General features: G+C 73.0%; 9 protein-coding genes. 3 read left to right on the top strand and 6 right to left on the bottom strand.

The annotated features are described in order from the left end of the window. Nucleotides 1–48: 48 nt before the first annotated feature. The 4 genes from OG904_RS06145 to OG904_RS06130 form a co-directional block, all read right to left on the bottom strand. Entirely contained in the window at nucleotides 49–927 is an 879-nt protein-coding gene (locus OG904_RS06145) for an amino acid ABC transporter permease (RefSeq protein WP_405488178.1), read from the bottom strand. Further along, nucleotides 924–1,598, bottom strand: a complete 675-nt coding sequence (locus OG904_RS06140; RefSeq protein WP_405488176.1) for an amino acid ABC transporter permease — start codon at nucleotides 1,596–1,598, stop codon at nucleotides 924–926. Before OG904_RS06140 ends, OG904_RS06145 begins: the two co-directional genes overlap by 4 nt. Nucleotides 1,599–1,728: 130 nt before the next feature. Continuing rightward, nucleotides 1,729–2,583: a glutamate ABC transporter substrate-binding protein gene (locus tag OG904_RS06135; protein WP_405488174.1), complete on the bottom strand. Its 855-nt coding sequence runs from the start codon at nucleotides 2,581–2,583 to the stop codon at nucleotides 1,729–1,731. A 91-nt stretch (nucleotides 2,584–2,674) separates the two neighbouring features. Beyond that, nucleotides 2,675–3,460, bottom strand: a complete 786-nt coding sequence (locus tag OG904_RS06130; protein ID WP_405488172.1) for an amino acid ABC transporter ATP-binding protein — start codon at nucleotides 3,458–3,460, stop codon at nucleotides 2,675–2,677. A 301-nt stretch (nucleotides 3,461–3,761) separates the two neighbouring features. On the opposite strand from OG904_RS06130, the gene OG904_RS06125 reads away from it, so the two are divergent. Beyond that, on the top strand, nucleotides 3,762–4,505 hold the full coding sequence (locus tag OG904_RS06125) for a response regulator transcription factor (RefSeq protein ID WP_405488170.1): 744 nt from the start codon (nucleotides 3,762–3,764) through the stop codon (nucleotides 4,503–4,505). Between the two features lie 12 nt (nucleotides 4,506–4,517). Further along, complete coding sequence (locus OG904_RS06120) at nucleotides 4,518–5,936, top strand: sensor histidine kinase (RefSeq protein WP_405488168.1); 1,419 nt, start codon at nucleotides 4,518–4,520, stop codon at nucleotides 5,934–5,936. A gap of 123 nt (nucleotides 5,937–6,059) precedes the next feature. Here OG904_RS06120 and OG904_RS06115 read toward each other — a convergent pair whose 3' ends face one another. Beyond that, entirely contained in the window at nucleotides 6,060–8,186 is a 2,127-nt protein-coding gene (locus tag OG904_RS06115) for an endo-beta-N-acetylglucosaminidase (protein ID WP_405488166.1), read from the bottom strand. A gap of 77 nt (nucleotides 8,187–8,263) precedes the next feature. Further along, nucleotides 8,264–9,568, bottom strand: coding sequence for a glycosyl hydrolase (locus tag OG904_RS06110; protein WP_405488164.1), 1,305 nt, complete (start codon nucleotides 9,566–9,568; stop codon nucleotides 8,264–8,266). 250 nt (nucleotides 9,569–9,818) lie between these two features. On the opposite strand from OG904_RS06110, the gene OG904_RS06105 reads away from it, so the two are divergent. Continuing rightward, on the top strand, nucleotides 9,819–14,150 hold the full coding sequence (locus OG904_RS06105; RefSeq protein WP_405488162.1) for an NEW3 domain-containing protein: 4,332 nt from the start codon (nucleotides 9,819–9,821) through the stop codon (nucleotides 14,148–14,150). Nucleotide 14,151: the final 1 nt, after the last annotated feature.

The raw sequence follows: 14,151 nt of genomic DNA, 5'->3' as shown, positions 1-14,151 counted from the left end.
GCCGGACGCGGGTCCGAGCGCATGTCCGATGTTCTGCCGGGGCTCCGGTCAGATGGCGCCGCCCGTGTTCGCGCCCGCGTCGAGGGTCGCCGGGACGATCGCGTCGGTGGTCCGCTTCGACTTCCGCAGGCGGCCCTCCAGCCAGGCGGCGAAGGTGGTGAGGCCGAAGTTCACCACGACGTACAGCGTCGCGATGATCACGAGGGTCGGGATGGTGTTGCTGTAGTTCGCGGCGATCGGCCGATTCATCGACAGCAGCTCGGCCAGGCCCAGCAGCGCGCCGCCGATCGCGGTGTCTTTGAGGATCACCACGAGCTGGCTGACCAGGGCCGGCAGCATCGCGGTGACCGCCTGCGGGATCAGGACGTACGTCATGACCTGGCCCTTGCGCATGCCGATCGCCTTCGCGGCGTCGGTCTGGCCCCGCGGGAGCGACTGCACGCCGGCCCGGACGATCTCGGCGATGACCGCGGAGTTGTACAGGACCAGGCCGGTGATCACCGCGTACAGCGGCCGTACCTCGGAGCCCACGGAGGTGTACTGCACGAAGAACGCGGAGCCGAAGAGCATCAGCATCAGCACCGGAACGGCCCGGAAGAACTCGACCCAGGTGCCCACGACGGCGCGCACCCACGCGTGGTCGGAGAGCCGGCCGATGCCGAGCAGGGCGCCCAGGGGCAGGGCGATCACCATGGCGATGGCACCGGCCCGCAGGGTTTCGCCGAGTCCCGGCAGCAGGAACGTGGTCCAGAGCCGGCTGTCGGTGAAGAAGGGAGCCCACTTGTCGGCTTCGAGCTGGTTCTTGTCCGCCAGGGCGGACAGCACCCACCACACGACGGCGGCGGCCACGACGAGGAAGATCCCGCTGTAGATCCAGTTGCGCGCCTTGGCCTTGGGGCCCGGGGCGTCGTACAGCACGGAGGTCATCGCTTCACCGCCACTCGCTTGGCAACCCAGCCGAGCAGGAGACCGGTGGGCAGGGTCAGAAGGACGAAGCCGAGGGCGAAGATCCCGAAGACGGCGAAGAGCGCCTGTGGTTCGTTCTCGACCATCTCCTTCATCAGGAGGGAGGCCTCGGCAACGCCGATGGCAGCCGCCACCGTCGTGTTCTTGGTCAGTGCGATCAGCACGTTGGCCAGTGGGGCGATGACCGCCCGGAAGGCCTGGGGGAGCACGATCAGGGTCAGCGTCTGCACGAAGCTCAGGCCCAGCGCGCGGGAGGCCTCGGCCTGTCCGACCGGGACCGTGTTGATGCCCGAGCGCAGCGCCTCGCAGACGAAGGTACCGGTGTAGGCGGTGAACCCGAGGACCGCGAGCCGGAAGCCGATGTCCTTGAACGTGCTGCCGCCGAGCGTGATGCCGAGGGTCTGGTTCAGGCCCAGCGAGCTGCCGATGATCAGCACGGTCAGCGGGATGTTGCGGACCACGTTGACGTAGGCGGCGGCGAATCCCCGCATCACCGGGACCGGGCTGACCCGCATCCCGGCCAGTACGGTGCCCCAGACCAGGGACCCGGCGGCCGAGTAGAGGGTGAGCTGAACCGTCACCCAGAAGGCTCCGAGCAGGTCGTACTGCCCAGAATCAAGAAAATCGAACACGATGGCCTGCGCTCTCCCCAGGATGGCCGGGATGGCCGGTGGGGCACGGTGCCGCCCGCATAGGGCGGCACCGTCCCTCACCTACGGATCAGTCCTCACCGATGGATGGGCCGGCGGACCGGCCGCCGGATCAGCTGCCTTCGGTGATCGCGGGCGCCGGCTCGTTCTTGTAGCCGGACGGGCCGAAGTTCTTCTGGATGGCCGCTTCCCAGGCGCCGTCCGTCTCCATCTTCTTGATGGCGGCGTTGACCTTGGTCTGGAGGTCCGTGTCGCCCTTCTTCAGACCGATGCCGTAGTTCTCGTTGCTCAGGCTCAGCCCGACCAGCTTGAACTTGCCCTTGTTCTTGTCCTGCGAGGCGTAGCCGGCCAGGATCGAGTTGTCCGTGGTCAGCGCGTCGACGACCTTGTTTTCCAGACCGGTCAGGCAGTCGGCGTAGCCCGGGTACTCCTGCAGGTCGGCCTTGGGGGCCAGCTTGGTCTTGACGTTCTGCGCCGAGGTGGAGCCGGTGACCGAACAGAGCTTCTTCGCGTTGAGGTCCTCGGCCTTGGTGATCGAGGTGTCGTTGGCGCGGACCAGCAGGTCCTGGTGCGCGAGGAAGTACGGTCCGGCGAAGGCGACCTTCTCCTTGCGCTTGTCGTTGATCGAGTAGCTTGCGACGACCAGCTTCACGTCGCCGTTGGCGATGAGGTTCTCGCGCTCGGCGCTGACGGCCTGCTTGAACTCGATCTGCTCCGGCGCGTAGCCGAGCTCCTTGGCCACGTACGTCGCCACGTCCACGTCGAAGCCCGTGAACTTGCCGTCGGGGGTCTTCAGTCCCATACCCGGCTGGTCGAACTTGATGCCGATGACGATCTTGTCCTTCTTGGCACCGGCCGTCGAAGTGGAGTCACCGGCGGGCTTGTCGCTGCCGCCGCCGCAGGCGGTCGCGGTCAGGGCGAGAGCAACGGCTACGGCGGCGGCCGCGCCGACCTTGGAGAGCTTCATGGTGGACTTCCCTCGGAGTGAGACGTGAGACAGAAGTGAAGTGAGACGAACTGGACGACGATCCGTCACCGGATCACTACCAGACGCGAAATCAGTGGTGCAGGATCTTCGACAGGAAGTCCCGGGCGCGATCGCTCCGCGGGTTGCTGAAGAACTGCTCGGGCGTCGCCTCTTCGACGATCTTCCCGTCGGCCATGAAGACGACCCGGTTGGCCGCAGAGCGGGCGAAACCCATCTCGTGGGTGACGACGACCATGGTCATCCCCTCCCGGGCGAGCTGCTGCATGACCTCCAGCACCTCGTTGATCATCTCCGGGTCCAGGGCCGAGGTGGGCTCGTCGAACAGCATCACCTTCGGGTCCATCGCCAGCGCGCGGGCGATCGCCACGCGCTGCTGCTGGCCGCCCGAGAGCTGCGCGGGGTACTTGTCGGCCTGCGAGCCGACGCCCACCCGGTCGAGCAGGGACTTCGCCTTCTCCTGCGCGGCCGCCTGGTCCGCCTTGCGGACCTTGAGCTGGCCCAGCATCACGTTCTGCAGCACCGTCTTGTGCGCGAAGAGGTTGAACGACTGGAAGACCATGCCCACGTCGGCACGGAGCCGGGCCAGTTCGCGTCCCTCGGAGGGGAGTTGCTTCCCGTCGACCGTAATGGTGCCCGAATCGATTGTCTCCAGGCGGTTGATGGTCCTGCACAGCGTGGACTTGCCCGACCCCGAAGGGCCGATCACCACGACGACCTCACCGCGGGCAATGCTCAGATCGATGTCCTGAAGCACGTGCAGCGCGCCGAAGTGCTTGTTGACGTTGCTCAGCACGACCAGGTCGTCCGCGGCACCGGACGCGTCCTGCACGTCCTTGGTCACTGATACTCCGCTCATCGGCTTCTAGCTCCGTCCTCCTCGGTTGGGAGGACAGTAGTGACGTGGCGCGCACAGCGTCAGCACATCTGAGGGAGAATTGAGCATAACGATCCGGCCTCGCACCGATACGCTCCGTGCGTGCGGGCGTACTCCACCGGCCGTGGCCGTACCGGGTGCGTAACGGAAGCCGCGTCCGACCGGAACCACCTTGACGTGGGGGTCCGCATCGGCGTGGATGCATGATGGCCGTCATCGGTGGCCACGGGAAGAACGACGAACGACGAACAACGGACGAGGAAGAAGTGGAGAGGGGGACGACATGAGACTGCTGCTCGTCGAGGACGACGATCACGTCGCCGCCGCCCTGTCCGCGATCCTGGCCCGGCACGGCTTCAAGGTGACCCATGCCCGCAGCGGCGAGGAGGCCCTGCAGGCCCTGCTGCCGGCCGGCGCCCCGCCCTACGGGGTGATCCTGCTGGACCTCGGCCTGCCCGACCAGGACGGGTACGAGGTGTGCGGCAAGATCCGCAAGCGCACCGGCACGCCCGTCATCATGGTCACCGCGCGGGCCGACGTGCGCTCCCGCATCCACGGCCTCAACATGGGTGCAGACGACTACGTCACCAAGCCCTACGACACCGGCGAACTCCTCGCCCGCATCCACGCGGTGGCCCGCCGTACCGGGGTCTCCGAGGAGAGCGCCGCCGGCGGCGCGGTGGGCGCGCCCGGGGTCGTCAGCCTCGGAGGCGTCGGCATCGAGCTGTCCACCCGCCGGGTCAGCGTGGACGGGGCCGACGTACCGCTCACCCGCAAGGAGTTCGACCTGTTGGCCCTGCTCGCGCAGCGCCCCGGCGTCGTCTTCCGCCGCGAGCAGATCATCAGCGAGGTCTGGCGCACCAGCTGGGAGGGGACCGGCCGGACCCTCGAAGTGCACGTGGCCTCGCTGCGCTCCAAGCTGCGGATGCCCGCGCTTATCGAGACCGTCCGCGGCGTGGGTTACCGGCTCGTCGTACCGCCCGCCGCACCGGCCTCGCCCGCCGCACCCACCCCGCCCGCCCTCTAGCGGAGATCCGTCGTGCGCGCCCGTCTGCTCCCCCTGCTCGTCGTCCTGATGGCGGGCGTCCTGCTCGCCCTCGGCTTCCCGCTAGCGGTGTCCCTGGCCGCCGGGCAGCAGCAGCGGGTGGTCGTCGACCGGATCGACGACAGCGCCCGCTTCGCCGCGCTGGCGCAGTTCGTCATCGACGCCGAGGGCTCCAAGTCCAGCGGCGCCGACGAGCGCCGCGAGACCCTGCGCCAGGAACTCAACCGCTACCAGGAGCTGTACGGCATCCGCGTCGGCATCTTCTTCCGCGACGACAACGCCCTGGTCCGCGCCCCCGGCTGGTGGGAGCTGCCGAAGTCGGACCAGGGGCGCCGCGCCTTCGAGGACGCCCTCGCCGGACGGCGCAGCCACGACCCCGGCCAGGTGTGGCCCTGGCAGCCGGGCGGCAGGCTCCTCGTCATCTCCCCGGTCGTCCTCGACGGGGACGTGGTCGCCGTCGTCGCCACCGATTCACCCACCGATCAGATGCGCGACCGGATCCTGCGGGGCTGGCTGCTCATCGTCGCCGGTCTCGGCGCGGCCATGCTCGTCGCCTTCGGCGCCGCACTGCGGCTGACCAGCTGGGTGCTGAAGCCGGTGCAGACCCTGGACGCCGCCGCCCACGGCATCGCCACCGGACGGATGAACTCCCGCGTCGCGGCGGCCGGCGGCCCGCCGGAACTCAGACGCCTGGCCCGCTCGTTCAACGAGATGGCCGACAACGTCGAAGACGTACTGGAGCAGCAGCGGGCGTTCGTCGCCGACGCCTCCCACCAGCTGCGCAACCCGCTCGCGGCGCTGCTCCTGCGGATCGAGCTGCTCGCCCTCGAACTGCCCGAGGGAAACCAGGAGATCGCCTCCGTCCGGACCGAGGGCAAGCGGCTGACCCAGGTCCTGGACGACCTGCTGGACCTGGCGCTGGCCGAGCACGCCACCGCCGAGATCGGCGTCGTCGACATCGCCGGTCTGGCCGCCGAGCGGGTCACCGCCTGGCGCCCCTTCGCCGAGGAGAAGGGCGTACGGCTCACCAGTGCGGGGCGCAGCGCCGCCACCGGCTGGGCCGACCCGATCGCGCTCTCCAGCGCGCTCGACGCCGTCATCGACAACGCGCTCAAGTTCACCCCGGAGGGAGAGGCGGTCGAGGTGACCCTCTCCGTGGTCGGGGACCAGGTGCGGGTCGTGGTCGCCGACCGGGGCCCCGGCCTCACCGGGGAGGAGCTGCTCCGCGTCGGCGACCGGTTCTGGCGCAGCGGACTCCACCAGAACGTGAAGGGCTCCGGACTCGGCCTGTCCATCGCCCGCACCCTGCTCTCCGCGGGCGGCGGGTCCCTCTCCTACGCGCCGAACCCGCCGCACGGGCTGCGGGTGACGGTGGCGATCCCGCGCTCCGATCCGTCCGCCGCGCCCGAGTGAACCGCTGCGCCTGAGCGGACGGCAGCTCCTGAGCGGACCGCCGTGCCTGAGCGGACCGCCGTGCCCGAGCGGTCGGCCGTGCCCGAGTGGATCGCGGGGTCGCCCCCGCGGGCGGGCGGCGGCTCAGGTCCAGGTGAGGGTGGTGCGGGCCGGGGCGGAGGCGGCGTACAGCTCGTCGACGGCCCGGATCTCGAAGACGGCGGCCCGTTCCCGCCCGGACCGGCGCACCGCCGGGAGGTGGAGGGCGGTGCCGCAGGTGCCGCCGAGGAAGCGGCGGGTGCCGTCCGGCAGGACGCGGGACACCTCGTAGTGGCGCACCGGCCCGGCTGCCCGCTGCCAGGACAGCCGCAGGGCCGCCCTGCCGGAGTGCTGGGCCGAGGCGGATACGGCCGGGGTGCCCGGAGTACCCGGGCGGGGCCGCGCGGCGGCGTCGCGTACCGTCAGCGCGCCGAGCCGCCAGCGCACCGGCTCCTTCCCGAGTCGGGTGATCCGTACGGCCAGGGCGTGGGCGGTGGTGCCCGCCAGGGCCGACAGCCGGACCCGGGTCGTGTGCCAGCCCTGACCGCTGCCCGGGCCCCGTGCCTCCAGCCAGGTGTACGGGACCTCCTGCCCCGGGCCGGACGGCTCGCGCACGGCCACGCCGAGCTCGAGCGCCACCCGACCCGACTCGGTGGCGTGGACCAGCTCGACGACGCAGGAGCGGGTCAGCGGCAGCCGCGTGGAGTGCAGTCCCACGGCGGCCGGGGCGGTGAGCCCGCCGGTGACCAGGAGGCTGGAGCCCCCGCGCCAGGCCCGGGCGAAGTCGAGGGTGACCTCGGGGCGGGTCCCGGTGGTGTCCACGGCCCAGCGGCGGCCCGGGAGCCGGTCCTGGAGGCCGAGGTGGTTCCAGCCGGAGTCGGAGACGGCCTCGCCGTCCTCGTACCAGCGCTCGCCGTGCCCGGTGTTGAAGGAGCAGCCGAAGGGCAGCGCGCTCACGGTGGACCGGTCCGCGACCACGGTGGCGGGCGCCCGCCAGGTGGCTTCGGGGGCGGGCCGGGCGGGGTCCAGGGACTCGCCCGTCCAGAACCGGTCGTCGGCGCGGTGGAAGGCGCCGGGGGAGCGGTCGGTCAGGTGGCCCAGGGTCCACTCGGGCCGGTAGAAGCCGTAGGACACGACGTGGTCCCGGTCGCGCGGGACGATGGCGTCCCAGTCCACCGGGGTGTCCCAGCCCTTGGACTCCGTGTCCACGGCCGCCCACAGCTCGTGGCGGCTGCGCCCCAGCCGGTCGGCGAGCGCGCCGGAGGCGGCCAGCGTCGCCGGGGTCCAGCGGAAGTCCACGAGCACGGTGTCCGCGACCCTGCCCCGGCGGTCCTCGAAGAACTCCTGGTTGAGCTCGTTCAGCGCGCCCTGCCAGCCGACCCCGCCGGTGCAGTTCATGGCGTCGTACCAGGTGATGCGCAGGCCGTACGGTTCGCCGGCGGCGCGCAGGGCGTGCAGGAACTCCCGCATCCGGGTGGCGAGTCCGCTGTCCCCGCCCTCGGTCTCGGCGTTGACGAACCAGCCGTCGAACCCGTACGCCCGCGCCACCTCGACCAGTTTCGCGGCGACCGGGAAACGGCCCAGGGAGTCCCGCTGGACCAGGTCGCGGGTCCACCGGAGGTCGCCGCCGTAGGGGACGGGAGGCAGGAACACGTTGCCCAGCACCCGCACGCCGTTGCGGTGCGCGGCGTCGGTGACGGGCGCGTTCGGGGCCAGCACGATGCCCTCGCCGGCGGAGCCGCCCCAGAAGACCAGCTCGTCGATGTACGCCCAGTGGCTGAGGGCGTAGTAGTCGGCGGTCGCGGAACCCTGGGCCGGATTCGCGGCCGTGCTCCCGAAGGAGACGAGCGAGGCGATACGGGCCTGGCCGGTCCGGGCCGTGGTGTTCGGCGGCACCGGGGTGAAGCGGGGCGCGAGCGGCACGGTGGCGGTGTTGAACGCGAGATCGGGGTCGGCGCCGGGGCTCCACCGCAGGAGGGAGTGCCAGGTGACCCCGGGGCCCGGGGTCCCCGCGGGGAGCGAGTCGGGGAACCAGTAGGAGGCGTACGGGGCCAGGTCGGCGGGGGCCGCCCGGGATGCGGCTGCGGTCGCCGGGGCGGCCGCCGCCCGGGTGCCCGCCCCGCGGCCCAGGGTGGCGGCCCCGGCGCCGGCGAGGAGGACCCCGCGCCGGGTCGGCCGCGGGGACGGGAGATGGGCCGTGCGGGGGTCGATGCCATTGCCGGTCTCGGACATGGGGGATCTCCTCCGTGGGCTCGTGGCGGGCTCGTGGTGGGCTCTTGGCGGGCTCTTGGCGGGCTCGTGGTGGGCGGTCAGCCCCGGTGGGGACCTCCGGACCCGGTGGGGACGTCGGGCACGCGCAGTACCTCGGTGATCCCGCGGGCGGCCAGGTGCTCCGCGTCCCCGGCGAGCTCGGCCAGGACCACGGCGGGCCGGACCCCCTGGGCGGTGAGCGCCGCCCAGGCCTCGAAGAACGCTCCGCCGGGCGCGCACACGGAGCGGCGCGGCGCCGCCTCACCGCCGCCCACGTCCACGGCGAGCGCGGTGGAGCGCACCGCCGGCCGGTGCTCGCGGCCCCGCCACTCCTCGGCGATCCCGGCGATCACCGCTCCGGCGGGCTTGGTCCGGCGGTCGTTGGTGAGCAGCCCGAGCCCGTACTCCAGCTCCGGGAAGTCCGCGAGCTCCCGCGACACGTCGTGCGAGCACCACCAGGTCACGCCCCACAGGTCGGGGCAGTCCAGGGCGTTCGCCACGGTGGCCGCGGTGAAGGAGGCCGCGTGCTCGGGTCCGATCAGCGGCGCGGGCGCGCCCACCTCCTGGAGCCAGACCGGGCGGTGCGGATCGCGGGCCCAGGCCTTGGAGAGCTCGATCAGGTACGCGGCGTGGTGCTCGGTGGCCGTCCCGGTCCGGCCGTGGCGCTGCGCGGTGCCGTTGAACACCCAGGAGTGCACGGCCGTGGCGCCGCCCAGGCGCGCCGCCTGGGCCACGGTGAAGGGGTGCCCGTCCTGGTACCAGGCGGCGTCGTACTCGGCGTGCAGGTGCAGGCGGCCCGGCGCGCCCTCCTCGCAGGCGGCGAGCATCCGCTCCAGCCACCGCCCGGCCTGCTCTCGGGTGATCCGGTCGGGGGAGGGGTGCGGGTCGTCGGAGAACTGGTTGATCTCGTTGCCGACCGTCATGCCGAGGAAGTTCGGCCGGTCCGAGAGGGCGGCGGCCAGCGTGCGCAGGTACTCCTGCTGCCCGGCGACGACCTGCGGATCGCTGAAGATGTTGCGCCGGTGCCAGGTTCCGGTCCACGCGGGCAGGAAGTCGAAGCTCGACAAGTGCCCCTGGAGACCGTCGACGTTGACGTCGAGCCCGCGTTCGCCGGCCGCGTCGGCGAGCGCGACGAGCTGCTCGACGGCGCGCGGCCGGATCAGCGTCCGGTTCGGCTGGAACACCGGCCACAGCGGGAAGACCCGTACGTGGTCCAGGCCGAGGCCCGCGATGGAGTCGAGGTCGGCCCTGACCTCGTCGAGGTCGAAGTCGAGCCAGTGGTGGAACCAGCCCCGGGTCGGCGTGTAGTTGGCGCCGAAGCGCAGGGTGCGGGCGGGCTGGGAGGCGGCGGTGCCGTCGTGCATGAAGGGTCCTGGAGTTCAGGGGGAATTCGCCGGACGCCCCATAACCTGCCGCGTGTGCGGGGGATAAGTCAACAGGGCCATCAACCCCGAACATCCTCCCTCGCTGGGGTGAAAGTCCTGACCTCGGAGGGTCGTGATACTTATGCGCTTCAGTCCAGTTGACAGAGGGCTTCAGGCCGTTTGAAGCTGGTTGTGCTAATGCGGTTTAGTTCTTGTTGGCCCATGTCATCACGCAAGGAAGTGTGCGGAAATGGACAGCGGAATTACGGTCACCTCGGCCACCACCCCGGCCCTCTTCGGCGGCCCGCCGGAAACGCCCTCGCAGGTCGTCCGGGTGAGCATCCGCAGAACGCGCCCGGCCGGCCCGCTGCACGTCCGCGTGCACGGCGAGGGCATCACCACCCCGCACCCCCGCATCGTGCGCGCCGACACCGCCGAGGCCTTCGAGGACCCCGCCGGGCGGGCCGCAGGGCAGTCCGTCGAGCGGCCCGTCGAGCGGCCCATCGAGTGGCCCATCGAGCGGACCGCCGAGCCGTCCGCCGAGCGGTCCGTCGAGTCCACCGTCGAGGTCTCCGTCCGCACCCCCGGCGCCGCCCCCGGAACCCTCCTGCCCGCCACCGTCCGCGTCACCACCCCCGACGGGCGGCCCCTCGCCGAGCTGCCCTTCGGCCTCGTCGTCGCCGAGCCCGGCTGGACCGTCCGCCTGGTGCCGCACTTCCACTACGACCCCATGTGGTGGAACACCCAGGCCGCCTACACCGCCCTCTGGGACCTCCCCCAGCGGCCCGGCGAGCCCGCGCACGGCTGGGAGTACACCGGCGTCCCCGCCTTCACCCTGATCCCGCTCCACCTCCAGCAGGCGCGCGAGGACCCGGCGTACCGCTTCGTCCTCTCCGAGGTCGACTACCTCAAGCCCTACTGGGACACCCACCCCGGCGAGCGCGCCGAGCTGCGCGCGCTGATCGCCGAGGGCCGCCTGGAGATCGTCGGCGGCACCTACAACGAGCCCTCCACCAACCTCACCTCCGCCGAGACCACCATCCGCAGCGCCGTCCACGGCCTCGCCCTGCACCGGGGCACCCTCGGCGCCGACCCGCGCACCGCCTGGCAGCTCGACGTCTTCGGCCACGACCCGTCCTTCCCCGCCCTGATGGCCGGCGCCGGCATCGACTCCGCCGTCCTGGCCCGCGGCCCCCACCACCAGTGGGGACCGATGACGGACACCTGGGACGGCGCACTGCGCCCGCCCGCGGCCATGCAACTGCCCGCCGAGTACGAGTGGATCGCGCCCGGCGGCGAAGGGCTGCTCCTGCACTACCTGCCCGCGCACTACTCCGCCGGCTGGTCCTCCCACCGGGCTCCGGACGCCGACGCCGCCGCCGAACAGCTGCTCGGGCTGTACGAGCTGCTGCGCACCGCCGCCGCGACGAAGAACGTCCTGATCCCGATGGGCACCGACTTCTCCTGGCCGCACCGCTGGGGCCTGGACGTGCAGCACGCCTGGAACCGCCGCTACTGCTGGCCGCGCATGGAACACACCGGGCCGCGCGCCCACTTCGAGGCCGTGCGCGCCGGGTTCGCGGCGCGCGGCGAGCGGCCTCTGCCGGTCACCAGGGAGATGGGGCCGGTCTACACGGGCAAGGACGTCACCTACATCGACGTGAAGCAGGCGCACCGGGCCGCCGAGAACCTCCTCGAACAGGCCGAGACCTTCGCCGCCCTCGCCTGCGCCGAGGGCCTGGCCGACCACCCCGCCCGGACCCTGTCCAGGGCCTGGCGCCACCTGCTGCACGCCGCCCACCACGACGCCGTCACCGGGACCTTCTCCGACCAGGTCTACCTCGACCTGCTCCCGACCTGGCGCGAGGCCCACGAACTGGCCGCGGGCGTACGGGAGGAGGCGCTGCGCGCGCTGACCGCCGAGGCCGACACCCGCGGTCCCGGACCCCTCGCCGTCACCGTGCACAACCCGGTGTCCTGGACCCGCACCGACCTGGTCCGCACGAGCGTCGACCTCGCGCTCCTGGGCCTGGACGAGGGCCGCGCCGACCGGATCACCGTCCTGGACGAGGCCGGCCTCGGCGCCCCCGTCCACCTCGAGGCCGTCGGCGACGGCACCGCCGAGCTGGTCTTCCTCGCCGGGGACGTCCCCTCGCTCGGCCACCGCACCTGGTGGTTCGCCGCGTCCGCCCGCCCGCTCTCCGGCGGCTGGGAGCCGGCCCGGGGGCACGCCGTCCAGAACGAGTTCCTGCGCGCCGAGGCCGACCCCGCGCGCGGCGGCGGCCTCGCCCGGCTGCTGGACCGGCGCACCGGGCAGGAGATCCTCACCCCGGGCGAAGTGGACGAGCTGGTGGTGCAGGAGGAGTACGCGGAGCACCCGTACTTCGGGGAAGGCCCCTGGCACCTGCTGCCCAAGGGGCCGGGCACCGGTTCGGGCGCCGCGCCCGCCGACTCCTGCCACGTGGAGCGCGGGCCGCTGGGCTCGCGCATCGTGGCCGGCGGGCGGACCGGCCCCGTCCGCTGGACCCGGACCACCACCCTGTGGGACGGCCTGGACCGGGTGGAACTCACCACGACGGTGCACGAGTTCGACGGCTCCGACCAGCTGCTGCGGCTGCGGATCCCGGCCGACGTGCCCGGGGCGCTGCCCGTCGCCGAGACGGCCGCGGCCGCCGTGGGGCGCGGGTTCGCCTTTCCCGGGGCGGATGCCGGGGCCGACGGCGCGCGGGCCCCGTGGACCCTGGACAGCCCCTGCCTGAACTGGTTCGCGCTGTCGGCGCCGATGACCGGGCCGGGCGGGCGGGCCCTGGGCGCGGCGGAGATCGTCCTCCCGGACGCGGGCGCTCCCGAGGGGCTGCGGGAGCTGGTCACCGCGCTCGGCAGGTACGGAGTCACCGCGACCCCGACCCGGGCGGGCGGGCCGCGCTGGGGGGACCTGGCGGTGGACAGCAGCCTGCCCGACTTCCGCATCGCACTCGGTGGCCCCGGCGAGAACCCCTTCACGGCGGCGCTGCTGGAGTCGGCCGGTCCCGCCCACGAGCAGGCCCTACGAGAGCACGCGCGGGTCTGGGTGGCGGCCCGCGCGGGGCTCCGCCCGCTCTGGACCCCGGGCTGCGACCTGACCGGGGTCCGCGACCTGCCGGTCCTGGTCCTCACCGGGCCCCCGGCGGAACTCGCCCGGGCCGTCGCCGCGTCGGGCCGGATCGAAGCGCCCGCTCCGGCGGCCGGAGCGGGCGCGCACGGGGAGGCGTACCCGCACGGGGAGGCGTACGCGGACCGCACGGTCGGGATCCTGGTGCGCGGCACGCCCGGCTTCGCCGTCGACACCGCCGGACGGCTGCACAGCACCCTGATGCGGTCCTGCACCGGCCGCCCGAGCGGCGAATGGATGGACCCTCCGCGCCGCACCGCGCCCGACGGGAGCTCCTTCCAGCTCCAGCACTGGACCCACGTCTTCGAGCACGCGCTGGTCGCGGGCTCCGGCGACTGGCGGGCGGTGGACCTGGCGCGCCGGGGACGGGAGTTCAACAAGCCGATGACCGCCGTCACGGCCACCCCCGGCGAGGGGCCCCGGCCGTCCGCGCGCTCGCTGCTCGGGGTGGAGCCGGCCGACCGGGTGCTGATCGAGACGGTCAAACGGGCCGAGGGCCCCGGCGACCGGAGCGACCCCGGCGACCGGAGCGACCTCGCGGTCCGGCTGCGCGAGACGCACGGCCGCCCGGCGACGACGGAGATCCTCTGGCCGACGGAGCCGGCCGCCGAGGCGGATCTGCTGGACCGGCCGACCGGCGCCTTCGAGGGGCGGGTCCGGGGCGCCGCGACGACCACGCTGCTGCTGCCCGCCGCATCGGGCATGCCGCTGCGGGAGGTCGAAGGGGAGGCGCACGGGCCGGTGTTCAGCCGGTACTGGCTGCACAACACCGGGACGGCCCCGCTCGGCGACGCCCCGTACACGGTGACGTGCGGGGGGATCCCCTCCGCGGTCACGGTCACCCTCGCGGCCCACGGGGCGGCCGACGGAGGCCCGGTCACCCTGGAGGTCCGGGCGCCGGAGGGCTGGCAGACCTCCTGGACCCGGCAGCGGCCCGAACTCCCGGCGGGCGGGCACGTCTCGCTCCCGCTGACGGTGGAGCCCGCCGCCGGCGCGGAGCCGGGCGAACACCTGGTCCGGGTCCTCGCCCGCACCCCGGCGGGGGCCTTCGAGGACGTGCTCACCGTCACGGTCCCCGGACCGGGCGGCGGCGCCGCACCCCCGGCCGGGCTGTGGGTGGAGGCACCGCGGACCAGGGTGACGGTCGCCCCCGGTGCGCGGGCCCCCGTCCGGGTCCGCATCGGCTCCACCGGCATCCGGACCGCCCTGACTGGGCAGGCGTACGCCGTCTCCCCGTACGGGACCTGGGGGATGACGGCCCCCGCCGTGCTGCCGGTCGAGGTGCCGCCGGACGGGGAGGCGCAGGTCCTCTTCGAGGTGCGGCCGCCGCTCGGCGCGGTTCCCGGGGAGTACTGGATGGTGGTCAAGGCGGTCTGCCAGGGCAGGATCGCGTACGGTCCGGCCATTGCCGTCCACGTCAGCGAGGGATGAG

The sequence above is a fragment of the Streptomyces sp. NBC_00096 genome, assembly GCF_045041305.1.
Classification (GTDB): Bacteria; Actinomycetota; Actinomycetes; order Streptomycetales; family Streptomycetaceae; genus Streptomyces.
Note: the sequence above shows the minus strand (reverse complement) of the source record. Positions and strands in the feature narration are given on the sequence as shown.